This window comes from Streptomyces sp. NPDC059853 (genome assembly GCF_042731495.1).
GTDB lineage: Bacteria > Actinomycetota > Actinomycetes > Streptomycetales > Streptomycetaceae > Streptomyces.
In genome coordinates this window covers 1-25,162 of sequence record NZ_JBHWJL010000054.1, presented here as the reverse complement: position 1 = coordinate 25,162, position 25,162 = coordinate 1, and the positions used below count along the sequence as shown (strand labels likewise).

24 protein-coding genes and 1 pseudogene are annotated in these 25,162 nt (G+C 74.5%); 13 read left to right on the top strand and 12 right to left on the bottom strand.

The features are described from left to right. Positions 1 to 270: 270 nt before the first annotated feature. Complete coding sequence (locus tag ACFV5N_RS08830; protein WP_385596013.1) at positions 271 to 1,380, bottom strand: DUF5937 family protein; 1,110 nt, start codon at positions 1,378 to 1,380, stop codon at positions 271 to 273. Positions 1,381 to 1,479: 99 nt separating this feature from the next. On the opposite strand from ACFV5N_RS08830, the gene ACFV5N_RS08825 reads away from it, so the two are divergent. The 4 genes from ACFV5N_RS08825 (at position 1,480) to ACFV5N_RS08810 (ending at position 4,447) form a co-directional block, all read left to right on the top strand. Further along, the gene (locus ACFV5N_RS08825) at positions 1,480 to 1,680 is read left to right on the top strand and encodes a hypothetical protein (RefSeq protein WP_385596010.1); all 201 of its coding nucleotides are present in this window, start codon (positions 1,480 to 1,482) and stop codon (positions 1,678 to 1,680) included. A gap of 64 nt (positions 1,681 to 1,744) precedes the next feature. Then, entirely contained in the window at positions 1,745 to 2,554 is an 810-nt protein-coding gene (locus ACFV5N_RS08820; protein ID WP_385596007.1) for an ABC transporter permease, read from the top strand. Positions 2,555 to 2,594: 40 nt separating this feature from the next. Continuing rightward, positions 2,595 to 3,386 (top strand): ABC transporter permease, encoded by a 792-nt coding sequence (locus ACFV5N_RS08815; protein ID WP_385596022.1) that lies wholly within the window; start codon positions 2,595 to 2,597, stop codon positions 3,384 to 3,386. Between the two features lie 23 nt (positions 3,387 to 3,409). Next, on the top strand, positions 3,410 to 4,447 hold the full coding sequence (locus ACFV5N_RS08810; RefSeq protein WP_385596020.1) for an ATP-binding cassette domain-containing protein: 1,038 nt from the start codon (positions 3,410 to 3,412) through the stop codon (positions 4,445 to 4,447). Positions 4,448 to 4,502: 55 nt separating this feature from the next. On the opposite strand, the gene proC is transcribed toward ACFV5N_RS08810, so the two are convergent. The 3 genes from proC to ACFV5N_RS08795 are packed head-to-tail and all read right to left on the bottom strand — an operon-like array spanning position 4,503 to position 6,620. Next, the gene (gene proC / locus ACFV5N_RS08805) at positions 4,503 to 5,309 is read right to left on the bottom strand and encodes a pyrroline-5-carboxylate reductase (RefSeq protein ID WP_385596004.1); all 807 of its coding nucleotides are present in this window, start codon (positions 5,307 to 5,309) and stop codon (positions 4,503 to 4,505) included. Positions 5,310 to 5,339: 30 nt separating this feature from the next. After that, on the bottom strand, positions 5,340 to 6,098 hold the full coding sequence (locus ACFV5N_RS08800) for a class I SAM-dependent methyltransferase (protein WP_385596001.1): 759 nt from the start codon (positions 6,096 to 6,098) through the stop codon (positions 5,340 to 5,342). An 18-nt stretch (positions 6,099 to 6,116) separates the two neighbouring features. After that, complete coding sequence (locus ACFV5N_RS08795; protein ID WP_385595999.1) at positions 6,117 to 6,620, bottom strand: hypothetical protein; 504 nt, start codon at positions 6,618 to 6,620, stop codon at positions 6,117 to 6,119. Between the two features lie 71 nt (positions 6,621 to 6,691). On the opposite strand from ACFV5N_RS08795, the gene ACFV5N_RS08790 reads away from it, so the two are divergent. Beyond that, entirely contained in the window at positions 6,692 to 8,830 is a 2,139-nt protein-coding gene (locus tag ACFV5N_RS08790) for a protein kinase (RefSeq protein WP_385595997.1), read from the top strand. Positions 8,831 to 9,124: 294 nt separating this feature from the next. On the opposite strand, the gene ilvD is transcribed toward ACFV5N_RS08790, so the two are convergent. Next, positions 9,125 to 10,969: a dihydroxy-acid dehydratase gene (gene ilvD, locus ACFV5N_RS08785; protein WP_385595996.1), complete on the bottom strand. Its 1,845-nt coding sequence runs from the start codon at positions 10,967 to 10,969 to the stop codon at positions 9,125 to 9,127. Positions 10,970 to 11,010: 41 nt separating this feature from the next. Beyond that, the gene (locus ACFV5N_RS08780; protein ID WP_385596018.1) at positions 11,011 to 11,922 is read right to left on the bottom strand and encodes a hypothetical protein; all 912 of its coding nucleotides are present in this window, start codon (positions 11,920 to 11,922) and stop codon (positions 11,011 to 11,013) included. Positions 11,923 to 11,965: 43 nt separating this feature from the next. Between ACFV5N_RS08780 and ACFV5N_RS08775 the strand changes: the two genes are divergently transcribed. Next, the gene (locus ACFV5N_RS08775; protein WP_385595993.1) at positions 11,966 to 12,955 is read left to right on the top strand and encodes a Ppx/GppA family phosphatase; all 990 of its coding nucleotides are present in this window, start codon (positions 11,966 to 11,968) and stop codon (positions 12,953 to 12,955) included. Here ACFV5N_RS08775 and ACFV5N_RS08770 read toward each other — a convergent pair. Further along, the gene (locus ACFV5N_RS08770; protein ID WP_385595991.1) at positions 12,952 to 13,689 is read right to left on the bottom strand and encodes an ABC transporter permease; all 738 of its coding nucleotides are present in this window, start codon (positions 13,687 to 13,689) and stop codon (positions 12,952 to 12,954) included. The two genes, ACFV5N_RS08775 and ACFV5N_RS08770, sit on opposite strands and share 4 nt — an antisense overlap. Further along, complete coding sequence (locus tag ACFV5N_RS08765) at positions 13,686 to 14,582, bottom strand: ABC transporter ATP-binding protein (RefSeq protein WP_385595988.1); 897 nt, start codon at positions 14,580 to 14,582, stop codon at positions 13,686 to 13,688. The genes ACFV5N_RS08770 and ACFV5N_RS08765 overlap by 4 nt, the downstream gene beginning before the upstream one ends. Positions 14,583 to 14,681: 99 nt before the next feature. Here ACFV5N_RS08765 and ACFV5N_RS08760 point away from each other — a divergent pair, with 99 nt between their 5' ends. Next, positions 14,682 to 15,470 (top strand): sugar phosphate isomerase/epimerase family protein, encoded by a 789-nt coding sequence (locus ACFV5N_RS08760; RefSeq protein WP_385596015.1) that lies wholly within the window; start codon positions 14,682 to 14,684, stop codon positions 15,468 to 15,470. Then, positions 15,457 to 16,155, top strand: a complete 699-nt coding sequence (locus ACFV5N_RS08755; RefSeq protein ID WP_385595985.1) for a TetR family transcriptional regulator — start codon at positions 15,457 to 15,459, stop codon at positions 16,153 to 16,155. The genes ACFV5N_RS08760 and ACFV5N_RS08755 overlap by 14 nt, the downstream gene beginning before the upstream one ends. Positions 16,156 to 16,190: 35 nt before the next feature. Here ACFV5N_RS08755 and ACFV5N_RS08750 read toward each other — a convergent pair whose 3' ends face one another. After that, entirely contained in the window at positions 16,191 to 17,894 is a 1,704-nt protein-coding gene (locus ACFV5N_RS08750; RefSeq protein WP_385595983.1) for a sigma-70 family RNA polymerase sigma factor, read from the bottom strand. Positions 17,895 to 18,011: 117 nt separating this feature from the next. On the opposite strand from ACFV5N_RS08750, the gene radA reads away from it, so the two are divergent. After that, entirely contained in the window at positions 18,012 to 19,457 is a 1,446-nt protein-coding gene (radA, locus tag ACFV5N_RS08745) for a DNA repair protein RadA (protein ID WP_385595980.1), read from the top strand. A 40-nt stretch (positions 19,458 to 19,497) separates the two neighbouring features. Then, entirely contained in the window at positions 19,498 to 20,661 is a 1,164-nt protein-coding gene (disA, locus tag ACFV5N_RS08740) for a DNA integrity scanning diadenylate cyclase DisA (RefSeq protein WP_375064778.1), read from the top strand. A 25-nt stretch (positions 20,662 to 20,686) separates the two neighbouring features. Here disA and ACFV5N_RS08735 read toward each other — a convergent pair whose 3' ends face one another. Beyond that, positions 20,687 to 21,529, bottom strand: a complete 843-nt coding sequence (locus ACFV5N_RS08735; protein ID WP_385595978.1) for a hypothetical protein — start codon at positions 21,527 to 21,529, stop codon at positions 20,687 to 20,689. 149 nt (positions 21,530 to 21,678) lie between these two features. Between ACFV5N_RS08735 and ACFV5N_RS08730 the strand changes: the two genes are divergently transcribed. Further along, positions 21,679 to 22,590, top strand: coding sequence for an A/G-specific adenine glycosylase (locus ACFV5N_RS08730; protein WP_385595975.1), 912 nt, complete (start codon positions 21,679 to 21,681; stop codon positions 22,588 to 22,590). A 105-nt stretch (positions 22,591 to 22,695) separates the two neighbouring features. On the opposite strand, the gene ACFV5N_RS08725 is transcribed toward ACFV5N_RS08730, so the two are convergent. Then, entirely contained in the window at positions 22,696 to 23,181 is a 486-nt protein-coding gene (locus ACFV5N_RS08725) for a carboxymuconolactone decarboxylase family protein (protein WP_385595973.1), read from the bottom strand. Between the two features lie 136 nt (positions 23,182 to 23,317). Here ACFV5N_RS08725 and ACFV5N_RS08720 point away from each other — a divergent pair, with 136 nt between their 5' ends. Next, positions 23,318 to 24,244 carry an RNA polymerase sigma-70 factor gene (locus ACFV5N_RS08720; RefSeq protein WP_385595970.1) on the top strand — a complete coding sequence of 309 codons (927 nt, stop codon included), beginning with the start codon at positions 23,318 to 23,320 and terminating at the stop codon, positions 24,242 to 24,244. A 4-nt stretch (positions 24,245 to 24,248) separates the two neighbouring features. Here ACFV5N_RS08720 and ACFV5N_RS08715 read toward each other — a convergent pair whose 3' ends face one another. Next, a complete protein-coding gene (locus ACFV5N_RS08715; protein WP_385595967.1) occupies positions 24,249 to 24,812 on the bottom strand; it encodes a TetR/AcrR family transcriptional regulator in 564 nt (187 codons plus the stop codon). Positions 24,813 to 24,931: 119 nt separating this feature from the next. On the opposite strand from ACFV5N_RS08715, the pseudogene ACFV5N_RS08710 reads away from it, so the two are divergent. Beyond that, a pseudogene (locus ACFV5N_RS08710) lies at positions 24,932 to 25,162 on the top strand (indole acetimide hydrolase); the annotation flags it as partial.

Here is a 25,162-nt window from a genome sequence, read left to right as displayed (position 1 = left end):
GAACGGATGCTTCCTTTGGTTCCCTCTCGGGCCCCTCCGGGCTTTCCCTTCGTGTTTCCCAGCTTACCACATCCGATTTCTCGAACTTGGCCCCCGCTGGGGGGAGTTAAGCCTTTGAGTTTTGCGCCCTCCGGCGTGTCCACCACTTTAAGGGATTCCCCCGCCCGATCCAAATCCGGATCCCGGCCTGAGAACTTGCCCCTCTGCGGCAACTCGGAGGACCTTACGGACCGGGCCGAGAGAGTGTCAAATCGAGGTCACCCGCCCGGCTCACCGCAGCACCGTCTCCAGGAACTCGCTGCCCAGCCGGGCCACCACCCCCAGCTCCAGGCAGTGCTGAACGTACCGGCCCTGCCGTCGCGTTGAGAGCAGCCCCGCCTTGCGCATCACCGCCAGGTGGCGCGACACCTCCGGCGCGGTCATCGACAGCGACGTCGCCAGCTCGCCCGTCGTGTGCGGGGACAGCGCCAGGCTCCGGCACATCCGCAGCCGCGTCGGGTGCGCCAGCGCCGACAGCCGCCGGGCCAGCAACTCCCCCGACGCCGGAACCGCGTGCCGCAGCTGCTGCGGGTCGGCCATCGGGTACTGGATCACCGGCCGCCAGTCGCGCGCGTGCAGCACCAGCAGATGCGGCCAGGCGAACGCCGTCGGCAGGAACGTGACGCCGGGGCCGGCCTCCGGGTCCAGCGCCGTCGTCCGGCCCTCGTACATCTTGTCGATCACCAGCCGCCCCGCCGGCCCGTCCACCGACACGGCGGGCGACACCGCCGCCATCGCGTCCGCCAGGCCCTTGCGCTTCAGCAGCTCCGTCTTGTGCCGGGCATCGGCGGCCAGCCGCGGCCGGATCTCGTCCCACGCCCGCGCGAAGAACACCTCGTAGCAGTCCTCCAGCAGCCGCCGGATCCAGGCACGCACCGAGGCCGGGTCCGCCAGCAGCCGTGCCACGAACGCCCGCTGGCGCGGACCGCGCGCCGCCGCCCGCTCCAGCGCCTTCTCCCGCTCCACCGGATCGGTCAGCGGCGAAACCACGCCCGTCTTCCCGTAGCGCCACGCCGCGCAGGAGATCTCCAGCGCCGCGCCCACGTACCGCTCGTCGCTCATCCCGTCCACCGCGTCCAGGTCCTCCTCGAAGGAGCGCCCCGGGACGGCGGGCAGCAGGATGTCGGAGCGGGTCGAGCGCCACAGGAAGTCCGCCGCGCACAGCCGGTCCGCGAGATCGGCCGGCAGGGCGCAGTGCACCGACGCCGCCCATTCGGCGCGGGCCGGGTGGTGCCCCGGTTCGGAGAGCACGTGCAGGGCCGCGCCGAGTTCGGCGAGCGGCGAGGGGCCGAAGACGATGTGGTCGGTCGGCAGTCCGGCGATGTCGATGACTACGGCCATGGTGTCCATTGTGGGAGCGCGGCACCCCGTGCGGCAGTGGATTGACGGTCCTCGTCAATCGATACGCGTCCGGCCCCGCCCCGGTCGCAGCCTGGCGTCATGGACTCCTCACTGTTCACCGCCCCGCTCCCCGCACCCGGCCCCGCCGGCTCCGGCTTCGACTCCCGTCACCCCTGGCGTTCCTCCAGCGCCGAATTGGACGCCGCGTACTGGGAGGCGGTGCGGCTGCACCGGCTGGGCCGTAACCGCCGCGCCCGCAGCCGCTGGTTCCGGTTCCGGCGGAGCGCCGATATTCGGTAGCGGCGTATTCCTTCCGCCCCCTAGGCTCCGGCGTTTTGGCTCCGGAAGAAAGGGGGTTCATGACATGCGGATGTCCGGGCTGTACCGCGCTGTCGCGGGCAGCAGTTTCCGGCGCTATGCGACGTATCGCGTCGCCACGGCGGCCGGAGTGTTCACCAATACGGTGTTCGGCTTCTTCATGAGCTTCACGTTTATCGCGCTGTGGGACCAGCGCCCCGGTCTGGGGGGTTACGACCAGGCGCAGGCGCTCACCTTCGTATGGGTGGGCCAGGGACTTCTCGCCGCGACCGCCGTCATGGGCGGCGGTTTCCGCGAGGAACTCCAGGAGCGGATCCGTACCGGCGAGATCTCCATCGATCTCTACCGGCCGGTCGATCTCCAGCTGTGGTGGCTGGCGGTGGATCTCGGCCGCTCCGTGTTCCAGTTGCTCGGGCGCGGCGTCGTCCCGGTCGTCGTCGGCGGGCTGATCTTCGAGCTGGCGCTGCCCACCGACCCGCTGCGCTGGCTGCTCTTCGGCTGCGCCCTCGCCCTCGGCCTGCTGGTGGCGTTCGCGCTCAACTATCTGGTCGCCCTGATGGCCTTCTGGCTGCTGGACGGCAACGGGCTGAACATGGTGAGCAATCTGCTCGGGATGTTCTGCTCCGGCATGGTGATGCCGCTGACCGTCTTCCCCGAGGGTCTGGGCACCGCGCTCCAGTGGCTGCCCTGGGCGGCGCTGCTCCAGGTCCCGGCGGACGTCCTCCTGGGCCGGTACGCGGGTGCCGGGGCGTTCGCCGTGCTGCTGTTCCCGCTGCTGTGGGCGGTGGCCCTGCTGCTGCTCGGCCGGCTGGTGCAGACGGCGGCGACCCGGCGCGTGGTGGTGCAGGGTGGTTAAGGTCCTCGACGGGCTGCGCGGCTACGGGCTGATCGTCGGCATGTGGTTCCGCTCGACGCTCACCTACCGCGCCTCGTTCCTGCTCACCACACTCGGGAACGCGCTCACCAGCTGGCTGGAGTTCGCCGCCATTCTCATCGTCTTCTCGCACGTCGACCAGCTGGGCGGATTCTCGGTCGGCGAGGTGGCGCTCATGTACGCCACCGCCAGCTGCTCCCTCGGCCTGGCCGATCTGTTCCTCGGGAACATGGACCAGCTGGGCGCCCGGGTGCGCGACGGCAGCGTGGACACCATGCTGATCCGCCCGGTGCCGCTGTTCGCACAGGTCGCGGCGGACCGGTTCGTGCTGCGCCGGGTGGGCCGGATCGTGCAGGGGGTGCTGGTCCTCGGCTGGGCCGTCGCCCAGCTGCGTCCGGGCTGGTCGGTGCTGGAGTACGCGCTGCTGGCCGGGGTGATCGTCTGCGGCGCGGCGATCTTCGGGGCGCTGTGGGCGATCGGCGGGGCGTTCCAGTTCTGGGCGCAGGACGCGGCGCAGGTGCAGAACTCGGTGACGTACGGCGGCAACCGGCTGCTCCAGTACCCGCCGACGATCTACGGCACCGAGCTGGTGCGCGGAGTCACGTACGTGGTGCCGCTGGCGTTCGTGAACTGGATTCCGCTGCTGCGGCTGCTGGACCGGGACGACCCTCCCCCAGCCTCCGGCCGGGGGTACCCCCTGGGATTGCCCGGCTGGGTGGACTTCCTCTCCCCGCTGGTCGCCGTCGCGATGTGCGCGCTGGCGGCGCTGCTGTGGCGGGTCGGGGTGCGGAGCTATCGGAGTACCGGGAGTTGAGGGGCATGAGCGAGACGGACGGGATGGACGGGACGCGGGAGACGGCGGCGGCCGGCGATGAGCTGATCGTGCTGGAGGATCTGGAGAAGGTGTTCCGGGTACGGCGGCGGACCGGCCGGTTCCGGCGGACCAGGAGCGAGGTGCGGGCGGTGAACGGGATCTCGTTCACCGTGCGGCGCGGCGAGATGGTCGGCTACATCGGCCCGAACGGGGCCGGGAAGTCGACCACGATCAAGATGCTGACCGGGATCCTCACCCCGAGCGGCGGCCGGCTGCGGGTGGCGGGCATCGATCCGCAGCAGGAGCGGACCCGGCTCGCCCGCCGGATCGGGGTGGTGTTCGGACAGCGCACCACCTTGTGGTGGGATCTGCCGCTGCGCGACTCGTACGCGCTGGTGCGCCGGATGTACCGGGTGCCGCAGGCGCGGTTCCGGGAGAACCTGGAGCGCTGCGTCGAACTGCTGGATCTGGCGGAGCTGCTGGAGGTTCCGGTGCGGCAGCTGTCGCTGGGGCAGCGGATGCGCGGGGACCTCGCGGCGGCGCTGCTGCACGATCCGGAGGTGCTGTACCTGGACGAGCCGACGATCGGGCTCGATGTGATCAGCAAGGCGAAGGTGCGCGGTTTCCTGCGTGATCTGAACGCCGAGCGGGGGACGACGGTGCTGCTGACCACGCACGATCTGACCGACATCGAGCAGTTGTGCCGCCGGGTGATGGTGATCGACCACGGCCGGCTGGTGTACGACGGCGGGCTGCCCGGTCTGTACGAGGCGGGCGCGGGCGAGCGGCAGCTGGTGGTGGATCTGGAGCGGGAGCAGCCGCCGATCCGTGTCGAGGGCGCGCGCACGGTGCGGGTGGAGGGACCGCGCCAGTGGCTGGCGTTCCCGGCCGGGGCGAGCGCGGCGCCGCTGGTGGCGCGGGTGGCGGCGGACTATCCGCTGCTGGATCTGTCGCTGCGGGAGCCGGACATCGAGGACGTCATCGCCCGGATGTACGCGTCGGGGGACGGCGGCGGTGACGGGGACGGGCCCCGGGCGGAGGAGGTGCCGGTGGCCGGCTGAGCGGGGCGTGCCCCGCCCGCCCGTGCGGGGCGGGCGGGGTGCGCGGCCGGGCGGCTCAGCGCCCGGAGGCCAGTTCGCGGCTGCGGTCGCGGGCCGCCTCCAGCGCGGCGATGAGGGCGGCGCGTACCCCGTGCTTCTCCAGTTCGCGGATCGCGGAGATGGTGGTGCCGCCCGGGGAGGTGACGGCCTCGCGCAGCACCACGGGGTGTTCGCCGCTGTCGCGCAGCATCACGGAGGCGCCGACGGCGGCCTGCACGATCAGTTCGTGGGCCTTGTCGCGGGGCAGGCCGAGCAGGATCCCGGCGTCGGTCATGGCCTCGACCAGGTAGTAGAAGTACGCGGGCCCGGAGCCGGAGAGCGCGGTGGCGGCGTCCTGCTGGGACTCGGGCAGCCGCAGGGTGGCGCCGACGCCGCCGAGGATGCGTTCGGCGTGGGCCAGGTGGTCCTCGGTGGCGTGCGCGCCGCCGGAGATGACGGTCATGCCCTCGTCGACGAGCGCGGCCGTGTTGGGCATGGCGCGCACCACGGGGGTGCCTGCGGTGAGCCGTTCCTCCACGAACCCGGTGGGGATGCCGGCGGCGACCGAGATGACCAGGCGGTCGGCGGGGGTGTGCGGGGCGAGTTCACCGAGCAGGGCGGCCATGTCCTGCGGCTTGACGGACAGGATGAGGGTGTCGGCGGTCTTGGCGGCCTCCGCGTTGCCGACGGCGGTGACCCCGTACCGGGCGCGCAGTGCCTCGGCCCGCTCGGCGCGCCGCGTGGACACCAGCACGTCGCCGGGGGCCCAGCCGCCGCGCAGCATGCCGCCGAGCAGCGCCTCGCCGATCTTGCCGGTGCCGAGGACAGCGATCTTCTGAGTCATTCCCCCATGGTGCACCGGGGGCCGGGGCCGTCAGGCGGGTGTCCGCACAGCGGTCAGCCGCACGACGTACGGCTCGGTCACGGGTCCGTCCCCGAAGACGTCGCGGAGCGCGGCGCGCTCGGCCTCGATCAGGGCGGCGGCGCGGTCGGCGGGCAGGGTGGCGATGTAGGAGTGGGTGGCGAGGGAGGCGAGATGGGTGTCCAGCGGGACGGTGCGGGACCAGCGCAGTTCGCGGCAGTGGGGGCTGAGGGAGGGGGCGATGTCCTGGATGAGCGTGCCGGCCCGTTCGGTGACGTCGTCCTGGCGCCATTGCCGCTGGAGCCGCCGTTCCTGCGCGGCGATCCAGTCGACCGATCCGTCCGGCACGTTCCACCACAGCGCGAGCGCGCCGCCGGGCCGCAGCACGCGCAGGGCCTCGGGGACGGAGCGGGCCGGGTCCGTCCAGTGCCATGCCTGGGCACAGGTCACGAGATCGAAGGAATCCGCGGTGAAGGGGAGCGCGTCACCCGAGCCGCGTACGACCGGGACGTCCGGCAGCTGGGCGCGCAGCTGGGCGGCCATACCGGGGCCTGGCTCCGCAGCGGTCACCTGGGCACCGCGCGCCAGCATCGGGGCGGTGCCGATGCCGGTGCCCGCGCCCACGTCCAGGACGTCGGCGCCGTGCAGCGGGCGTCCCGCCAGTTCCTCGACCGCGTCGTACAGCGCCGCCGGGTAGCCGGGCCTGGTGGCGGCGTAGTCGGCGGCGACGGCGTTGAAGGAGGCGGCGAGGGTGGCCTTGGAGACGGTCATGTGCCCTCCCCTTCCCGCTCAGCGCCGCTTGCCACCTGCGCCGGCCCGGCCGCGCTTGCGGGAGGGGTTGCCGGACCGCTTGGTGGTGAGCCGTTCCCACTGGGTGACGGCCGCCTCGTAGTCCATGCGGCGCAGCTTCTCGCCCGGGGCCTCGACCGCGCTGCGCAGCGCGTAGGCGAGGAGGATCCCCACAAAGCCGATGATCTTGATGCTGCGGAAGGCGGCCTCGTCCTCGCCCGCCGGCCGGGGCCGGGTCCAGCCGTTCAGGGCGCGGGTGAAGGCGACGGCGGTGCAGCCGGCGAAGGCGACGATGACCAGCACGCGCAGCCAGGCCGCGCCCTGCGAGAGGGTCAGACTGCTGTAGCCGAGCTTGAGTGCCAGCACGCCGAGGGCTGCCAGCAGGGAGGCGCCCAGGCCGAGTACGAAGCGCCGCGCTCCGTAGCCGCGCGAGTGATCGACCCAGCTGGTGCCGTAGAAACGGATCGGGTCCGGCTGGGGTCGCTGTGCCAGGGGTGTGGACATGGTGTCGATTATGACGGGCGCCCTCCTGGCCTTTGTAGGGTGAGTTCCGACTTGTCTCAGGGGGAGTGGTCATGACGGACGGCACCGCACCCGAGCGGCTGGGCGACTACGTGCTGGAGCGGCGCCTCGGCAGCGGCGGCATGGGGGTGGTGTACCTGGCCCGGACGCTCGCGGGGCGGCAGGTGGCCGTGAAGGTGATCCGCCGTGAGTACGCCGAGGACCCGGGGTTCCGGGCGAGGTTCCGGCGGGAGGTGGCGGCGGCCCGGAAGGTGGGCGGCGCGTACACGGCTCCGGTGGTGGACGCGGACCCGGACGGCGATCCGCCGTGGCTGGCCACGCTGTTCGTCCCGGGCGGCTCGCTGACCGACCGGGTGGACCGGGAGGGGCCGCTGAGCGCGCGGGAGGCGGCCCGGGTGGGGGCGCAGCTGGCGGAGGCGCTGCGGGACATCCACGGGCGGGGGCTGGTGCACCGGGATCTGAAGCCGGGCAACGTGCTGCTGGCCGAGGACGGGGTGCGGGTCATCGACTTCGGGATCTCGCGGGCGCTGACGGACTCGCACCGGCTGACGGAGACGGGCGCGGTGCTGGGGTCGCCGCCGTTCATGGCGCCCGAGCAGCTGACGGGTGGGGCGGAGGTGACGCAGGCGGCGGACGTGTTCGCGCTGGGGGCGGTGGTGGCGTACGCGGCGACCGGGCACAGCCCGTTCGAGACGGGTGAGGTGCCGGGGCCCGATCCGCTGGCCGTGGCCTACCGGGTGGTGCACGAGGAGCCGGTGCTGGACGCGGTGCCGGAGCCGCTGCGGGAACTGGTCGGGCTGTGCCTGGCGAAGGATCCGCTGCGGCGGCCGGATGTGGCGACGGTGCTGCGGATGGCGGCGTGGGCGGATTCGCGGGCGCAGGCGGGCGAGGTGCGGGAGTCGCCGGTGTGGCGGGCGCCGGGCGGCGGGGGCGGCGCGGAGGAGACGGCGCCCCGGCCGGTCCGGGCGCGTACCGGGCGGCGCCGGCTGCTGCTGGCGGGGGTGGCGGTGGCGGTCCTGCTGGCGGCCGGGGCGGGGGCCCGGCTGCTGTGGACGGACGGCGGGACGGCACCGGCGTCCCCCGGGGCAGGTGGGGCGGGCGGGTCGGGCGGGGCCTCGGGGACGGAGGCCGGGGAGCCGGCGACCGAGCCGTGGGAGGTGGATCTGCGGGATGTCGGGGTGCAGGACGCGCCGACGGAAGGGTTCGGCTGCCGTCCGCTGGCGGCACAGCTGCTGTGCTCGGCCTGGGGGATACGGACCGTCGTCCTGGATCCGGCGGACGGCACGGAGCGGTGGCGGTACAACGGGCCGCGCACGGGCATGGGGCCCCCGGCGGCGACCGAGGCGGGCGGCGCGGTGTTCGCGCGCTCCGAGAAGGGCGTGATCGCGCTCGATCCGGCGGACGGGGACGAGCTGTGGCAGCTGGACGCCCCGGAGCTGCGGGACCTGGTGACCGTCGGGGACCGGCTGGCGCTCCAGAACGGCGACAGCACGCTGCGGTTCTACGCCCAGGAGAGCCCGGAGCGGCTGGGCACCTGGGAGGTGCCGGGCCGGTACCTCACCGATCTGCGCGCCGGCGGCGACCGGCTGCTGGCGGTGAGCCGGGACGAGGAGAGCGGCGGGGCCCCGGAGATGATGCTGCTGGACGGGACGGGCCGGGAGCAGTGGCACGCCCCGCGCCCGCTGGCGCCGGTGCCGAGTCTGCTGGAGCTGGTCGCCCTGGACGGGGAGGCCGCGTACTTCGAGGAGTGGGACGCGGAGCTGCCGGTGTCGGTGGCGGTGCAGCGGATGGATCTGGCGAGCGGGGAGTGGGTGCGGACGGAGCTGCCGCACCCGGCGGAGCCGCGCGCGGTGCTGGCGGACGACGGTCTGGTGTACGTGACGGACACGGCGGGCCGGGTGACGGCGGTGGACGCGGCGGCCGGTGAGGTGCGGTGGAGCACCGGGACCGGGGTGTCGGGGGCGTCGGAGCCGCTGGTCGCGGACGGCCGGCTGTATCTGTCGGACCACGAGGGCCGGCTGACGGTGGTGGGCACGGCGGACGGCGGCACGCTGTGGACGGGCCCGGCGCACCCGGGCACGCCGGGGCTCGGCAGTGACGCCTGGGCGCCGGCGCCGGTGCTGCTGGACGGCTGGGCGTATGTGGTGACGCTGGGGAACACGCTCTACGCGGTGCGGCTGCCCGAGTTCTAGGCCGTCTCTTGTGGATCTTCGTGGATCGGGCCGCGTTGTCGGATGCGGTGCCTCGCAAGGCGCCGCAGTGCCCCCAGGGTGGTGCCCTCCGGGCAGTCCGGCAACGCGGCGAGGTTCCCCCGGCCTTCGGCCGGGAGGTGCCCCCCGTAGCCGGCGGCGCGGCCCCGCGAAGATCCGCAAGAGACGGCCCAGGCCCGTGTCCGGGCCGGGGGACGTGTCCCGTGGTGAGCCCGCCGGGCCCGGTGGGTACGGCCGGGCGCGGCGGGCGGGGTGGCGGGGTGACCGGGTGGTGGGTCAGCCTTCCAGCTTGGTGACGTCGCGCACCGCGCCCTTGTCGGCGCTGGTGGCCATCGCGGCGTAGGCGCGCAGCGCCAGTGACACCGTGCGGTCGCGGTCGACCGGCGCGTACCGGCCGCCGAGCGCCTCGCGGCGCGCCGCCAGCTCGGCCTCGGGGACGTGCAGTTCGATGCTCCGGCCCGGGATGTCGATGCTGATGGTGTCGCCGTCGCGCACCAGGGCGATGGTGCCGCCCGAGGCCGCCTCCGGGGAGACGTGGCCGATGGACAGCCCGGAGGTGCCGCCGGAGAACCGGCCGTCGGTGATCAGCGCGCACTTGGCGCCCAGGCCGCGGCCCTTGAGGAACGCCGTGGGGTACAGCATCTCCTGCATGCCGGGGCCGCCCTTGGGGCCCTCGTAGCGGACGACGACCACGTCGCCCTCCTTGACCCGCTTGCCGAGGATCGCGTCGACCGCCTGCTCCTGCGACTCGACGACCACGGCCGGGCCGGTGAAGGTCCAGATCGACTCGTCCACTCCGGCGGTCTTCACGACGGCGCCGTCGGGGGCCAGGTTGCCGGTGAGCACGGCGAGCCCGCCGTCGGCCGAGTAGGCGTGCTCCACATCGCGGATGCAGCCGCCCGCGGCGTCCAGGTCCAGCGACTCCCACCGCTCGGACTGGGAGAACGCCTCGGCCGAGCGCACGCAGCCGGGCGCGGCGTGGAACAGTTCGACCGCCTCGGGGGAGGGCGAGCCGCCGCGCACGTCCCACTTCTTCAGCCACTCGGCGAGCGAGTCGGCGTGCACGGCGTGCACGTCCTCGTTCAGGTGCCCGGCGCGCTGGAGTTCGCCCAGGATGGCGGGGATGCCGCCGGCCCGGTGCACGTCCTCCATGTGGTAGGCGCCGTTCGGCGCGACCTTGCACACGCACGGCACCCGGCGGGAGACGGCGTCGATGTCGGCGAGGCCGAAGTCCAGACCGGCCTCGACGGCCGCCGCCAGCAGGTGCAGCACGGTGTTGGTGGAGCCGCCCATGGCCACATCCAGCGCCATGGCGTTCTCGAAGGCGGCGCGGGAGGCCAGCTCGCGGGGCAGGACCGTGGTGTCGTCCTGCTCGTAGCGGCGCTTGGTGATCTCCACGACGGTGCGGCCCGCGGCCTCGTACAGCTCCTTGCGCGCGGTGTGGGTGGCGAGCACCGAGCCGTTGCCGGGCAGGGCCAGGCCCAGCGCCTCGACCAGGCAGTTCATCGAGTTGGCGGTGAACATCCCGGAACAGGATCCGCAGGTCGGGCAGGCCGCTTCCTCGATGCGCAGCAGGTCCTCGTCGGAGGTGGTGTCGGAGACGGCCTCGGACATGGCGTGCACCAGGTCGAGGTTGGAGCGGACGGTGCCGTCGACCAGGGTGGTCTTGCCGGCTTCCATGGGGCCGCCGGAGACGAAAACGGTGGGGATGTTCAGCCGGAGGGCGGCCATCAGCATCCCGGGGGTGATCTTGTCGCAGTTGGAGATGCAGATCAGCGCGTCCGCGCAGTGCGCCTCCGTCATGTACTCCACGGAGTCGGCGATCAGGTCGCGGGAGGGCAGCGAGTACAGCATGCCGCTGTGGCCCATGGCGATGCCGTCGTCCACCGCGATGGTGTTGAACTCGCGCGGGACGCCGCCGGCGGCCTTGATGGCGTCGGAGACGATGCGGCCCACCGGCTGGAGGTGGGTGTGGCCGGGCACGAACTCGGTGAAGCTGTTGGCGACCGCGATGATCGGCTTGCCGAAGTCCTCCCGCGCTACTCCGGCGGCCCTGAGGAGGGCGCGGGCGCCCGCCATGTTGCGGCCGTGGGTGACGGTTCGGGACCTCAGCGTCGCCATGGTGCTGCTCTCCTTCAGAACACGGGCTGCTTGCGTCGAGGCTACGCCTCTCGCCCGGGTGCTGGGACGGTCTTCCCGGATTCCGAGACGGAGCACACAGGGGCCGTGCCCGGGGCGGGGTCGGCCGGGTGCGGGGCGAGCAGCGGGAGCGGGCGTACGCCGGGGGGCACGGCGGCGTGCACGGCCAGCCGTTCCGCGCACAGCCGGGCCAGCTCGGCGTACCCCTCCTTGCCCATCAGCTCGATCAGCTCGGGCCGGTACGACTCGTACACCGGCCGTCCCGCGCCGTGCGCGCTCGGGGCGCCGGTGCACCACCAGTGCAGGTCGTGGCCGCCGGGCCCCCAGCCGCGCCGGTCGTACTCGCCGATCGAGACGTACAGCAGCTGTTCGCCGTCGGGCTGCTCCACCCACTCGTAGGTGCGGCGGACCGGCAGCTGCCAGCACACGTCCGGTTTGGTCTCCAGGGGCTCGCGGCCCTCGGCGAGCGCCATGGTGTGCAGCGCGCAGCCGGCGCCCGCGGCGAAGCCGGGGCGGTTGAGGAAGATGCACGCCCCGTCCAGGCGCCGGGTCTGCCGTTCGCCGTCGTCGTCGAGCTGCACCCAGCCGCGTTCGGAGGTGCCCTCGGCGTGGAACTGCCAGGTCTCGGGGGTCAGCCGGGCGGCGTGCCGGGCGACGCGCGCCTCGTCCTCCTCGTCCGAGAAGTGCGCCCCCAGGGTGCAGCAGCCGTCGGAGGCGCGGCCGGCCCGGATCCCCTGGCAGCCGTTGCCGAACACACAGTGCCAGCGCGAGGTCAGCCAGGTCAGATCGCACCGGAAGACCTGTTCGGCGTCGGCCGGGTCGGGGAACTCCACCCATGCGCGGGGGTGGTCGAGTGCGACCTCGTCACCGGCCGCGCGCCGCCGTGCCCCATCGAGCTGCCTGACGGTTCTGCCCGCCTTCGCCCTCTTCGTCATTGCCACCACGCCAGGGTAAGGGGCCCGGGTAGCGTTGCCCCCCATGAGGCTCGGTGTTCTCGACGTGGGTTCCAATACGGTCCATCTGCTGGTCGTCGACGCGCATCCGGGTGCGCGCCCGCTGCCGGCGTACTCCCACAAGGCGGAGTTGCGGCTGGCGGAGTTGCTGGACGACGGGGGTGCGATCGACACCGTCGGGATAGAGCGTCTGATCCAGGTGGTCAAGGAGGCGCTGGAGGTCGCCGAGGACCAGGGCGTCGCCGAACTGCTGCCGTTCGCGACCTCGGCGGTGCGCGAGGCGACCAACGCGGACGTGGTGCTGGACCGGGTGGCGCGGGAGACGGGCGTCACGCTCCAGGTGCTGTCCGGCGCGGACGAGGCGCGGCTGACGTTCCTGGCGGCGCGCCGCTGGCTGGGCTGGTCGGCGGGGCGGCTGCTGCTGTTCGACATCGGGGGCGGATCGCTGGAGATCGCCTACGGGGTGGACGAGGCGCCGGACGCGGCGGTGTCGCTGCCGCTGGGCGCGGGGCGGCTGACGGCGGCCGGGCTGCCGGGGGACCCGCCGGAGGCGTCGGACGTGAAGGCGCTGCGCCGCCAGGTGCGCGGCGAGATCGCGCAGGTGGTGGGGGACTTCACCCGCTTCGGGCCGCCGGACCGGGTGGTGGCCACCTCGAAGACGTTCCGGCAGCTGGCCCGGCTGACGGGCGCGGCGCGGGCGGCGGAGGGGCTGTACGTACGGCGCGACCTGGGGCGCGCCGATCTGCGCTCGTGGGTGCCGAAGCTGACGGTGATGCCGGCGGCGGAGCGGGCGACGCTGCCGGGTGTCTCGCAGGGCCGGGCGCCGCAGCTGCTGGCGGGGGCGGTGGTGGCGGAGGCGGCGCTCGACCTGTTCGACGTGGAGTCGGTCGAGATCTGCCCGTGGGCGCTGCGCGAGGGGGTGATCCTGCGCCGGCTGGACGGGATGCGCAACGGGGCGGACCGGCGGCCGGAGGGCGCCCAGGGGCCGCCGGAGGGCGCGGCCGGCCGGGGCTAGGGGGTGCGCCGCCGCAGGGTGGCGGCGCCGAGGACCAGGACGCCGAGCGCGATACCGGCGACGATGCCCAGGTCGCGCAGGTAGTGGCCGGTGACGCCCGGGTGTTCCAGCACCTGCTGGGCGGCGTTGACGGAGTACGACATGGGCAGCACGTTCGAGACGTACTCCAGCGCGGGCTGCATGGTGTCGCGCGGGGTGAACAGGCCGCACAGCAGCAGTTGCGGGAAGACGAAGGCCGGCATGAACTGCACCGCCTGGAACTCGGAGGCGGCGAAGGCGGACACGAACAGTCCCATGGCCGTGCCGAGCAGCGCGGTGAAGACGGCCACGAGCAGCAGCAGCCAGGGGGAGCCGGCCACGGTGAGGCCGAGCAGCCACACGGCGAGGCCGGTGACCAGTCCGGCCTGGAGGACGGCGAGGGCGCCGAAGGCCAGCGCGTAGCCGAGGAGGAGATCGGCCTTGGCGAGCGGCATGGCCAGCAGCCGTTCCAGGGTGCCGGAGGTGCGTTCGCGGAGGGTGGCGATGGAGGTCACCAGGAACATGGTCAGCATGGGGAAGATCCCGAGCAGGGATGATCCGATCCGGTCGAACTCCGCCGCCCGGTTGTCGAAGACGTAGTACAGCAGCGTCAGCAGCAGCACCGGGACGAGCAGCAGCAGGGCGACGGTACGCGGATCGTGGCGCAGCTGGCGCAGGACGCGGCGGGCGGTGGCGAGGGTACGGGCGGGGCTCATGCGGCGGTGTCTCCCTCGGATCCTTCGTGTCCCGCGCGGCCGTCGTGTCCTGGGCGACCGTCGCATCCTTCATGGCCCGCGCGGCCCTCGTGTTCTTCCCTCCGGTCACGTCCGCCGCCCCCGTCCCGGCGCGCGGTCTCCGGCCGCGCGGCCCGGTCGACCAGGCGCAGGAAGGCGCCCTCGATGGTGGCGCTGCCGGTGGCCTCCCGCAGCTGAGCCGGGCTGCCCTGGGCGAGCAGCGCGCCCTCGCGCATCAGCAGCAGCCGGTGGCAGCGGTCGGCCTCGTCCATCACGTGCGAGGAGATGAGCAGCGTGGTGCCCCGCTCGGCGGCCAGCCGGTGGAACAGGTTCCACAGATCGCGCCGCAGCACCGGGTCGAGTCCGACCGTGGGCTCGTCCAGCACCAGCAGTTCCGGGGTGCCCAGCAGCGCCACGGCGAGCGAGACCCGGGAGCGCTGGCCGCCGGAGAGCGCCCCGGTCAGGGTGTCCGCCTTCGCGCCGAGATCCACCTCGGTGAGCGCGCCGTCCACCGCCGCGGCCCGCCGGGGGCGCGGGATGCCGAGCACGGCGGCGAAGTAGTCCAGGTTCTGCCGCACGGTCAGATCGCGGTATACGGACGGGTCCTGGGTAACGTACCCCAGCCGGTGCCGCAGCTCCGGGCTTCCCGCGGGCCGGCCCAGGACCTCGACGGTGCCGCTCACCCGGGCCTGCGCGCCGACGATCGCGCGCATCAGCGTCGTCTTGCCGCACCCGGAGGGGCCCAGCAGCCCGGTGACGCTGCCGGGCGGGACGGTGAAGTCCAGGCCGTCGATCACCCGGGCCCCGCCGCGCACCACGGTCAGACCGGCGGCCCGTACCGACGGGCCCCGGTCCTGCGCCGATTTATTCATCATGCGATGAATAATGGGGTGCGGGGCTGCCGCCGTCAAGGAATCGGGCCCTTTAGGCTGGTGCGCGTGGCACACCAGGCGAATCCGGGGACGAAGGTCGCGATGTCGACCGCCTCGGCGTACCCGGAGAACACCGCGTCGGCCTTCGCGATAGCCGCCAAGCTCGGCTACGACGGCGTCGAGGTCATGGTGTGGACCGACCCGGTGAGCCAGGACATCGACGCCCTGCGCCGGCTGTCCGACCGGTACGGGGTGCCGGTGCTCGCCATCCACGCACCCTGCCTGCTGGTCACCCAGCGGGTGTGGTCCACCGACCCCTGGCGCAAACTGCTGCGCGCCCGCGACGCCGCCCACCGGCTGGGCGCGAGCACGGTGGTCGTCCATCCGCCGTTCCGCTGGCAGCGCGGGTACGCCCGCGACTTCGTGTCCGGCGTCGGGCGGATGGCCCACGAGACGGATGTCAGATTCGCGGTGGAGAACATGTACCCCTGGCGGTACCGGGACCGCGAGATGCTGGCGTACGCGCCCGGCTGGGACCCCACCGACGAGGACTTCCGGCACTTCACCCTCGACCTCTCGCACGCCGCGACCTCGCGCACCGACGCCCTGGCGATGGCGGCCCGGATGGGCGACCGGCTCGGGCACGTCCACATCGGCGACGGCAGCGGCTCGGGCCGCGACGAGCACCTGGTGCCCGGCCGCGGCACCCAGCCCTGCGGCGAACTGCTGCGCGGGCTCGCCGCCACCGGCTACGACGGCCATGTGGTGGTGGAGGTCAACACCCGGCGCGCCATGTCGGCCGCCGAGCGTGAGGCCGATCTGGCCGAGGCGCTCGCCTTCACCCGGATGCATCTGCGGGCCGGGGCCGGCGGGCGCGATGTCCGGCGCTGAGGACGGCGCCACCCCCGCCGCCACCGCCGCCCCGGACGACTCCGCCGCGCCGGGTGCCCCGCGGGCGGCGGGCCGGCGGCGCGGGCGGCCGGCCGGGAGCGGCGCGGAGCGCGGCCCCGCCACCCGGGAGCGGATCCTGGAGACGGCCCGCGCACTGTTCGCCGAGCGCGGCTACGAGAAGACGTCGGTACGCGCCATCGCGCGCGGCGCCGAGGTCGACCAGGCGCTGGTGCACCACTACTTCGGCACGAAGGAGGGGGTGTTCTCGGCCGCCGTGGCGGTGACCGCGGGGCCGGTCGCCGAGCGGATCACCGCGCTCGGCCCCCTGGACCCCGGCCGGATCGGGGAGGAGTTCACCCGCGCCTTCCTGCGGGTCTGGGAGGATCCGGCGACCCGCACCCCGCTGCTCGCCGTCGTCCGCTCGGCCCTCACCCACGAGACGGCGGCCCGCATCTTCCGCGAGTTCATCGCCGGCCAGTTGCTGTCCCGGCTGGCCGGGTCGCTGCCGGCCGAGGACGCGGAGCTGCGCACGGAACTGGCGGCGGCCCAGCTGGTCGGCACGGTACTGCTGCGGTACGTGCTGAGGATCCCGCCGCTGGCCACCACCGATCCGGACACCCTGGTCCGTCAGCTGGCGCCGGTGGTCCAGCACCATCTGACCGGCGCCCCGCTGCCCGCCGGCTGAGCCGGACCGCACCCGCGCACCGCACGGCGCGCCGGTCAGACCGGGTCGGTGGGCGAGGGATCGGCCGGGGGCGGGTCGGACGGCGCCGGGTCGGTCGGCTCCGGCGCGGGCTCCTCGGTGGGCGGCGGCTCGGACGGCTCGGGCGAGGCCGGGCCGTTGCCCTCGATGGTGATGGTGGCGCCCGCCGGCTCGATGGTGATCCGGCCCTGCCACGGCCCGGACGGCTCCCGGTCCCGGTCGACCGTCACCACCAGCGTGACCGACTCCCCCGGCTCCAGCGTGCCCGAGGTGGCGCTCAGCGCCAGCCACTGCGCCGACCACACCGCGTTCCACCGCACCGGGGCGCCGCCCGAGGCGGTCAGGGTGATCTCCGTGCCGCGCGCCGTGGACACCGCGTCCACCGTCAGCCGGCCCGGCTGCGCCGGGCGCGTGCCCCCGTCGCCCCGGCCGCCCCGGCCGTCCGGCGACGGCGCGGCCGTATCGGGTCCGGTGTCCTCGTCCGGCGCGGGCTCGTCCCGGTCCGTGCCGTCCGCCTCTTCGGTGGCCTCGCCGGCCGGGCCGCGCCCGTCCTCCGCGTCCGCCGGAGGGGACTCCTCCCACCGGCCGGTGTTCTCGTACGCGTAGTCGTCGCCGCCCGCGGCGCCGAGCCCCCGGTCGTCCTCGGTGGCCGACGCGTCCTGGCCGCTCGCCTCGCCGGTCACCGGGGCGCCCCGGTACGCCGCCCACAGCGCCAGCGCGGGCGCCGCCAGCACCGTGGCCACCACCGTCGTCGTCACCGCCCGGCTGCGCAGCCGCTCCCGGCGCGCCGCCCGGTCCTTCTCCGTCAGCGGGAAACCGGCCCGGTCGAACCGCGGTGTGTACTGCGCCCGGGCCCGCTCCACCACCAGCAGCGCCGCGTGCACGGCGGCGCGCGGCGCGGCCAGCACCGTCAGCCGCGCCTCGCCCGGCGCGGTGCCCGGCCAGGTCACCCCGGCCATCGCCCGCTGCGCCGCCCGCCGGCACACCGGGCAGCCGTCCACGTGCCCCACCAGCTCCCGGCGCAGACCGGGCCGCAGCAGCATGAGCCGGTCCCCGCCGGCCAGCGAGCCCACGGTGGCGCAGCCGCCGACGTCCACCGCGGCGAGCGCGGCGCGGGTGCGCTCCACCTCGCACGCCCCGCTGGTGAGCAGGGCGGTCGCCGCGTCCACCGAGAGCCGCAGGACCAGCGCCACCTCGGCCGGCGACAGCTGGTGACGCACCGCCAGCTCCAGCGCCTCGCGCTGCTCCGGGGTGGTGCCTGCGGCCTCCGGCCAGGCCAGCGCGGCCAGTTCGCGGCGGCGCAGCTGCGCGTCCGCCCCGGCGGTGCCCGCGGCGCGCGGCTGCGGCGGGCCGCCGGCCTCCCGCTGGGCCGCGAGCCGCCGCAGGCAGCTCCACCGGGCCAGCGCGTACAGCCAGGCCCGTGACTGGCCGGGGGCGGTGGGCCGCCGCCCGCGGTCGTGCTGCCGCTGGGCGAGGGCCAGCGCTTCGCCGAGCGCGGCCGTGGCGGTGTCGTGCTCGCACATGATGGACAGGCAGTACGTGAACAGGCCGTCGAGGTGCGCGTCGTCGTAGGCCGCCGGGCCTGAGCGGGGCCGCCGGTCGCGCCGGTCGGGGCCGCTGTCCGCCGCCGCCCGACGGCGGGGAACGCGATGAGCGCCCGCCGCCGCGGTGGGGCGGGCGCGCGTCGTGGTGCGTGGGGAACGCTCGGGGCAGCTGTTCATTACCTGGCGACGGTAGGCCGCCGACGGGCACACCAGGCCCCGACCGGCGCGAGATTCCTCCTAACGGGTGACGCGGGGCCCGGATGCGCTGTCGGTGCCTGGGGTTACGGTCGTCGCATGGCTCGTAAATCTGATCGCCCCGCCTACCGGTGTACGGAGTGCGGCTGGTCCACCGCGAAGTGGCTCGGCCGCTGCCCCGAATGCCAGGCGTGGGGCACCGTGGAGGAAGTGGGCGGGGCTCCGGCGGTGCGCACGGCGGCGGTCGCCCGGGTGGCCACGCCCGCCGTGCCGATCGGGCAGGTCGACACCCAGCGGGTCACGGCGCGCAGCACGGGGGTGCCGGAGCTGGACCGGGTGCTGGGCGGCGGTCTGGTGCCGGGCGCGGTGGTGCTGCTGGCGGGCGAGCCGGGGGTGGGCAAGTCGACACTGCTGCTGGACGTGGCCGCCAAGGCGGCCTCGGCCGAGCACCGCACGCTGTACGTCACCGGCGAGGAGTCGGCGGGGCAGGTGCGGCTGCGCGCCGACCGGATCGGCGCGCTCCACGAGGAGCTGTATCTGGCGGCCGAGACGGATCTGGGCTCGGTGCTCGGCCAGTTGGACGCCGTGAAGCCGGCACTGCTGGTGCTGGACTCGGTGCAGACCATCGCCTCGGCCGAGATCGACGGCGCGCCGGGCGGGATGGCGCAAGTGCGGGAGGTGGCGGGCGCCCTGATCCGGGCCGCCAAGGAGCGCGGGATGGCGACGCTGCTGGTGGGGCATGTCACCAAGGACGGGGCGATCGCCGGGCCCCGGCTGCTGGAGCATCTGGTCGACGTGGTGCTGCACTTCGAGGGCGACCGGCACGCCCGGCTGCGGCTGGTGCGCGGGGTGAAGAACCGCTACGGCGCCACCGACGAGGTCGGCTGCTTCGAGCTGCACGACCAGGGCATCACCTCGCTCGCCGATCCCTCGGGCCTGTTCCTGACCCGGCGCGACGAGCCGGTCCCCGGCACCTGCCTCACGGTGACGCTGGAGGGGCGGCGCCCGCTGGTGGCGGAGGTGCAGTCGCTGACGGTGAGCACCCAGATCCCGTCCCCGCGCCGTACCACCTCCGGTCTGGAGAACAGCCGGGTGTCGATGATGCTGGCGGTGCTGGAGCAGCGCGGGCAGATCACCTCGCTGGGGAAGAACGACATCTACACGGCGACGGTGGGCGGGGTGCGGCTGACCGAGCCGGCCGCCGATCTGGCGGTGGCGCTGGCGCTGGCCAGCGCGGCGGGAGACAGCCCGCTGCCGAAGAACCTGGTGGCGATCGGTGAGGTGGGTCTTGCCGGTGAGGTGCGCCGGGTGACGGGGGTGCAGCGGCGGCTGGCGGAGGCGGCCCGGCTGGGGTTCACGCACGCGCTGGTCCCGGCGGACTCGGGGGAGGCGCCGGCCGGCATGCGGGTGCTGGAGGTGGCCGACATCGGGGAGGCGCTGCGGGTGCTGCCGCGTGCGCCGCGCCGCTCGCGGAGCGCGGAGCCGGAGGACGGCGAGCGGGCCGGGCGCGGAGCGTCAGAACGGGTGGCACAGGCGCGCCGGTAGACTCATCCGGACTGAAGCGGTTTCGTCACCGGAGGAAGAGATGGCAGCCAGCGACCGGCCGGCGGGTCCCGGCAGGGCCGGGCATGCCGGGGGAGGTTCCGCGGACGGACTGCTGCGCGCGTCGCTGAGCGCGGTGGCCCCCGGCACCCAGCTGCGGGACGGCCTGGAGCGCATCCTGCGGGGGAACACGGGCGGGCTGATCGTGCTCGGCGTCGACCGCACCGTCGAATCCCTGTGCACCGGCGGCTTCGTGCTGGATGTGGAGTTCACGGCGACGCGGCTGCGCGAGCTGTGCAAGCTGGACGGCGCGGTGATCGTGGACCGCGACATCACCAAGATCGTGCGGGCCGGGGTGCAGCTGGTCCCGGACGCGAGCATCCCGACCGAGGAGACCGGCACCCGGCACCGTACGGCGCAGCGGGTCTCCATCCAGACGGGTTTCCCGGTGGTGTCGGTGAGCCAGTCGATGCGGCTGATCGCCCTGTACGTGGACGGGCAGCGGCGGGTGCTGGAGGACTCGGGGGCGATCCTGTCCCGGGCCAACCAGGCGCTGGCCACCCTGGAGCGGTACAAGCTGCGGTTCGACGAGGTCGCGGGGACGCTCTCGGCGCTGGAGATCGAGGACCTGGTCACGGTCCGCGACGTGGCGGCGGTGGCGCAGCGGCTGGAGATGGTGCGCCGGATCGCGGCCGAGATCGCCGAGTACGTGGTGGAGCTGGGCACGGACGGGCGGCTGCTGTCGCTCCAGCTGGACGAGCTGATCGCGGGCGTGGAGCCGGAGCGGCAGCTGATCGTGCGCGACTATCTGCCGGAGTCGGCGGCCGGCGGTGCGGAGGCCGCCGGCGGCGCGGGCGGCAAGCGCTCGCGGCGGGTGGGCACCGCGCTGGCCGAGCTGGACGCGCTCACCCACGCGGAGCTGCTGGAACTGCCGATCGTGGCGCGGGCGCTGGGCCACGGCGCCTCGCCTGAGGCGCTGGACGGGGCGGTGTCGCCGCGTGGTTTCCGGCTGCTGGCGAAGGTGCCGCGGCTGCCGGGGCTGGTCATCGACCGGCTGGTGGACCACTTCGGCGGGCTGCAGAAGCTGCTGGCGGCGAGCGTGGACGATCTCCAGGCGGTGGACGGGGTCGGGGAGACCCGGGCGCGTTCGGTGCGCGAGGGCCTGTCCCGGCTGGCCGAGTCCTCGATCCTGGAGCGCTACGTCTGAGGCCGGGGCTCGCCGGGGCCGGCGCTCAGTCCTGGTCCAGCCGGAAGGACGTCTTGACGACGGGGAAGCCGTCGAGGGCGGCCTCGGCGACATAGGTCCCGGCGGCGGCCGGGGCGCCCGGTTCGCCGCTGTCGCAGTCGTCCGCGTTGTGCCGCCGGTCCCACAGCACGGTGTGGGTGGCGCTGTCCCCGGCCGGGACGGCGACCAGGTGGCTGGCGCGGCCGGTGGGGCATACCGCCGATGACCACACCTCGTCGTCGTCGCTGTCGGCGACGGTGAGGGTCAGGGAGCCGTGGCCGAAGTCGAGGGCGCAGGAGTCGCCGGACGCGTTCCGCGCGGTGAGCCGCAGTTCGGGCTTGTCGCCGGGCGGGTAGGCGTTCTCGGCGCTGCGCAGGGCGAGGGTGACCGCGCCGGTGCCGCAGGCGGGCAGTCCGGCCCCGCTGGTCCCGCCGCCGCCCCGGTCGGGGTCGGTGTCCGCGCCGCCGCTGCCGCCGTCGCCGTCGGTGTCCCCCGGGACACCGGGTTCGCCGTCGCCGCCGTCGCCTTCCGCACCGTCGGAGCCGTCCGCCCCGCCGGTGTCCTGCGCGTCACCCGAGCCGCCGTCGCCGGCTTCCCACTCCCCCGGTTCCTCGCGGCCGCCGGGGCGTTCGTCGATGAGGGACTCGCTGGCGGTCGGCCCGGGGGTGATGGACGGCGCGGGGCCCGAACCGTCGTCGCCCCCGGCGGTGTTCTGCGAGCCGCCGCCCCCGGAGCGGGTGGCCCAGAAGGCGAGCACCGCCACCAGGACGATCACCAGCAGCACAACGGCCCTCCGCCGCCAGTAGATGGAGGAGGGGAGCGGACCGACAGGAGTGCGCAGAGATCCCACGCGGAAACCTTACGAGACGCCGGCCCCCTCCGGAGCCTCACCGGTCGTACGCCAGGGCACCATTGGGTATCAACCGGTTAGCCCGCAGGGGGACGAAACGGCGGGGGCGCTTGGGAGCCGTGCCCCGGACATGCCAGGATCGGTGTGCCATGACTGCGACGAGCACGACGACGCCAGAAGCCGGACCGACCGCCCTCCACTCCCCCGTCATCGACTGGTTCGACCAGCATGCCCGTGATCTGCCCTGGCGCCGGCCCGAAGCCGGGGCGTGGGGTGTCATGGTCAGCGAGTTCATGCTGCAACAGACCCCGGTGAACCGGGTGCTGCCGGTGTACGAGGAGTGGCTCGCCCGCTGGCCGCGCCCGGCCGATCTGGCCGCGGAGGCCGCCGGTGAGGCGGTCCGCGCCTGGGGCCGCCTGGGCTACCCGCGCCGTGCGCTGCGGCTGCACGGGGCCGCCGCCGCCATAGCGGAACGGCACGGCGGCGATGTCCCCAAGGACCACCACCAGTTGCTGGCGCTGCCGGGTGTCGGGGAGTACACGGCGGCGGCGGTCGCCTCCTTCGCGTACGGGCAGCGGCACGCGGTGCTGGACACCAACGTCCGCCGGGTGTTCGCCCGTGCGGTGAGCGGCACCCAGTACCCGCCGAACGCCACGACGGCCGCCGAGCGCAAGCTGGCCAGGGCGCTGCTGCCGGAGGACGACACCACGGCCTCGCGCTGGGCGGCGGCGACCATGGAGCTGGGCGCGCTGGTGTGCACGGCGCGCACACCGTCGTGCGGCGGCTGCCCGATCGCCGACCTGTGCGCCTGGCGCGGCGCGGGCTCCCCGGCCCACGAGGGCCCGCCGCGCCGGGGCCAGACGTACGCGGGGACGGACCGTCAGGTACGCGGCAAACTGCTCGCCGTCCTGCGGGAGTCGCACCGCCCGGTGGAGCGCGCGGTGCTGGACGCGGTGTGGCACGACCCGGAGCAGCGGGCCCGCGCCCTGACCGGTCTGCTGACCGACGGTCTGGTGGAACGCCTCCCGGACGGCCGCTACCGGCTGCCCGGCACCGTCTGAGACGCGGCGCCCGGCAGCCGGCCGGCGGGAACATCCCCCGCGCACCGGCCCCGCCCGCCCACCCGCCGATCACGAACGCGGCGGTGGCCCGGACGGGGGCGGGGATCAGCCGAGGGCGGCGGCGAACATGCCCGCCTCGTAGGAGCCGCCCTTCTGGTGCGTGATCACCGCCATCCGGTTGGCCGCGTTGATCAGGCCGATCAGGCAGACCAGCGCGGCGGTCTGATCGTCGTCGTAGTGCTCGCGCACCGCCGCCCAGGTGGCCTCGGAGACCCCCGGCGCGCCGTCGGCGAGGCGGGTGCCCTCCTCGGTGAGCGCCAGCGCGGCCCGCTCGGCGTCGGTGAACACGGTGGACTCGCGCCAGGCGGCGACCAGGTGCAGCCGGACCGCGCTCTCGCCGGCCGCCGCGGCCTCCTTGGTGTGCATGTCGACGCAGTGGCCGCAGCCGTTGATCTGGCTGGCGCGCAGCGACACCAGTTCCCGCGTGGTGTACGGCAGCGACGCCTGGTGGACGACGGCGGCGGCGTTGGCGAACCGCTTCGCGAACCGGGTGCCGATCTCGGTGTCGAACAGGGAGAATCCGGTGTCCATGATCTCGTCCTCTCTCGGGGCGGCGCGGTGACGCCGACATCCACCAGATGCCGCCCGGTGCCGCGCCGTGACAGGGCGCCGCTGTGACCTGTGCCACGGTGCGCGGCTGTCACAGCGGCGGGCGCCGCGGCGTCTGATGCGCGTGACAGCTTTGGACCCGAGCAGGCGGGAGCAGCCGGTGAGCGGCGAACAGGACGAGCACACCGGGGCGTTCGTCGCCCACCGCAATCTGCTGTTCACCGTCGCCTACGAGATGCTCGGCTCGGCCGCCGACGCCGAGGACGTCCTCCAGGAGACCTGGCTGCGCTGGGCGGGGGTGGACCTCGGAGCGGTGCGCGACCGGCGCGCGTATCTGGTGCGGATCACCACCCGGCAGGCGCTGACCCGGCTGCGCACGCTGGGCCGGCGCCGGGAGTCGTACGTCGGCTCCTGGCTGCCGGAGCCGCTGCTGACCGCGCCGGACGTGGCCGAGGACGTGGAGCTGGCGGACAGCCTGTCGATGGCGATGCTGCTGGTGCTGGAGACGCTGGGGCCGACCGAGCGGGCGGTGTTCGTGCTGCGCGAGGTGTTCGACGTCGGGTACGACGAGATCGCCGAGGCGGTCGGCAAGAGCCGGGACGCGGTGCGCCAGATCGCGCACCGGGCGCGGGCCCATGTGGCGGCCCGCCGCCCGCGCGAGGCGGTGTCGGCGGCGGAACGGCGCGACGCGGTCGAGGCGTTCCGGCGGGCGGCGGAGGGCGGCGACCTCCAGGGGCTGCTGGATCTGCTCGCCCCGGATGTCGTGCTGCTGGGCGACGGCGGCGGCATCCGGCGGGCGGTGCCGCGTCCGGTCGTGGGGGCGGGCAAGGTGGCCCGGCTGCTCGTCGCCCGCCGCGACCTGCTGGCCGGGGCGCTGCGTCCGGCCGAGGTGAACGGGCGTCCGGCCCTGACGATGCGGCTGGACGGCGCGCTGGACACGGTGCTGGCGATCGAGGTGGCGGGCGGCCGGATCACCGGTCTGTACGCGGTGCGCAATCCGCGCAAGCTCGCCCGGATGGGCCGGGAGACGGTGCTGCGCCGCTGACGGGTCAGCGGGCCTGGGTGGTGGCCAGGTGGTGGTCAAGGACGGCCTGGGCGGCGCGGGGGGTGAGGTGGCCGATGAGGACGTGGGCGGTGAGGCCGTCGGCGAGGGCGAGCAGCGTACGGGCCTGTTCCGCCGCGTCACCGGCGCCGTCCGGGTCGCCGTCGCCGCCGGCCGCGATGCGGCGGGTCAGCAGGGCGTGGGCCTCGGCGTAGTGGGCGCGCAGGACGGCGGCCAGCGGGGGGCTGACGGCGGCGCGGGCGGCGAACGCGAGCCAGACCCGGGCCTGGGCGCGGTGGCCTTCGGTCAGCAGGGCGATCTCGGCGGCGACGCGGCTCAGACCGCCGGCCTGGCGGATGCGGGCCGCGACCTGCTCGCTGACGTGGGTGAGGGCGAAGACCAGCATCTCGTCCTTGGTGCGGAAGCAGCGCTGGACGGCTCCCATGGAGACGCCTGCTTCCTCGGCGACGTCGCGCAGGGTGACGCCCTCCAGGCCGTCGCGGTCCGCGAGGGCGCAGACGGCCTCGGCGATGGTGCGGCGTCGGGCCTCGTGGTCGACCTGTCGCGGCATGGGTCCGCCTTCCGTGGCGCTCCGTTATTCCGATGCGTGTGCATCGCAACCCAGCGTACGATCGGCCCGCGAACCGATACAAGCGCATCGGAACGAGTAGGGAAGGATCCCGCACCGCCATGGACACCACCGCACCCCTGTGGTCCCGCTCCGCCGCCGAGCTGGGCCGCGCCGTCGCGCGCGGCGAGATCGCCGCCGCCGACGTCGTCGACAGCCATCTGGAGCGCATCGCCGCGACCAACCCCACCGTGGGCGCCGTCACCCAGCTCCTCGCCGACCGGGCCCGCGACCGGGCCCGCGACCTCGACCGGCGCCGGGCGGGCGGGGCGCGGCGCGGGCCCCGCGCCCGC

Bases quoted from the DNA above. Each gene is read 5' to 3' on its own strand.
- ACFV5N_RS08830 (WP_385596013.1), bottom strand. From the start codon at position 1,380: ATGGCCGTAGTCATCGACATCGCCGGACTGCCGACCGACCACATCGTC.
- ACFV5N_RS08825 (WP_385596010.1), top strand. From the start codon at position 1,480: ATGGACTCCTCACTGTTCACCGCCCCGCTCCCCGCACCCGGCCCCGCC.
- ACFV5N_RS08820 (WP_385596007.1), top strand. From the start codon at position 1,745: ATGCGGATGTCCGGGCTGTACCGCGCTGTCGCGGGCAGCAGTTTCCGG.
- ACFV5N_RS08815 (WP_385596022.1), top strand. From the start codon at position 2,595: ATGTGGTTCCGCTCGACGCTCACCTACCGCGCCTCGTTCCTGCTCACC.
- ACFV5N_RS08810 (WP_385596020.1), top strand. From the start codon at position 3,410: ATGGACGGGACGCGGGAGACGGCGGCGGCCGGCGATGAGCTGATCGTG.
- proC (WP_385596004.1), bottom strand. From the start codon at position 5,309: ATGACTCAGAAGATCGCTGTCCTCGGCACCGGCAAGATCGGCGAGGCG.
- ACFV5N_RS08800 (WP_385596001.1), bottom strand. From the start codon at position 6,098: ATGACCGTCTCCAAGGCCACCCTCGCCGCCTCCTTCAACGCCGTCGCC.
- ACFV5N_RS08795 (WP_385595999.1), bottom strand. From the start codon at position 6,620: ATGTCCACACCCCTGGCACAGCGACCCCAGCCGGACCCGATCCGTTTC.
- ACFV5N_RS08790 (WP_385595997.1), top strand. From the start codon at position 6,692: ATGACGGACGGCACCGCACCCGAGCGGCTGGGCGACTACGTGCTGGAG.
- ilvD (WP_385595996.1), bottom strand. From the start codon at position 10,969: ATGGCGACGCTGAGGTCCCGAACCGTCACCCACGGCCGCAACATGGCG.
- ACFV5N_RS08780 (WP_385596018.1), bottom strand. From the start codon at position 11,922: ATGACGAAGAGGGCGAAGGCGGGCAGAACCGTCAGGCAGCTCGATGGG.
- ACFV5N_RS08775 (WP_385595993.1), top strand. From the start codon at position 11,966: ATGAGGCTCGGTGTTCTCGACGTGGGTTCCAATACGGTCCATCTGCTG.
- ACFV5N_RS08770 (WP_385595991.1), bottom strand. From the start codon at position 13,689: ATGAGCCCCGCCCGTACCCTCGCCACCGCCCGCCGCGTCCTGCGCCAG.
- ACFV5N_RS08765 (WP_385595988.1), bottom strand. From the start codon at position 14,582: ATGATGAATAAATCGGCGCAGGACCGGGGCCCGTCGGTACGGGCCGCC.
- ACFV5N_RS08760 (WP_385596015.1), top strand. From the start codon at position 14,682: ATGTCGACCGCCTCGGCGTACCCGGAGAACACCGCGTCGGCCTTCGCG.
- ACFV5N_RS08755 (WP_385595985.1), top strand. From the start codon at position 15,457: ATGTCCGGCGCTGAGGACGGCGCCACCCCCGCCGCCACCGCCGCCCCG.
- ACFV5N_RS08750 (WP_385595983.1), bottom strand. From the start codon at position 17,894: ATGAACAGCTGCCCCGAGCGTTCCCCACGCACCACGACGCGCGCCCGC.
- radA (WP_385595980.1), top strand. From the start codon at position 18,012: ATGGCTCGTAAATCTGATCGCCCCGCCTACCGGTGTACGGAGTGCGGC.
- disA (WP_375064778.1), top strand. From the start codon at position 19,498: ATGGCAGCCAGCGACCGGCCGGCGGGTCCCGGCAGGGCCGGGCATGCC.
- ACFV5N_RS08730 (WP_385595975.1), top strand. From the start codon at position 21,679: ATGACTGCGACGAGCACGACGACGCCAGAAGCCGGACCGACCGCCCTC.
- ACFV5N_RS08725 (WP_385595973.1), bottom strand. From the start codon at position 23,181: ATGGACACCGGATTCTCCCTGTTCGACACCGAGATCGGCACCCGGTTC.
- ACFV5N_RS08720 (WP_385595970.1), top strand. From the start codon at position 23,318: ATGCGCGTGACAGCTTTGGACCCGAGCAGGCGGGAGCAGCCGGTGAGC.
- ACFV5N_RS08715 (WP_385595967.1), bottom strand. From the start codon at position 24,812: ATGCCGCGACAGGTCGACCACGAGGCCCGACGCCGCACCATCGCCGAG.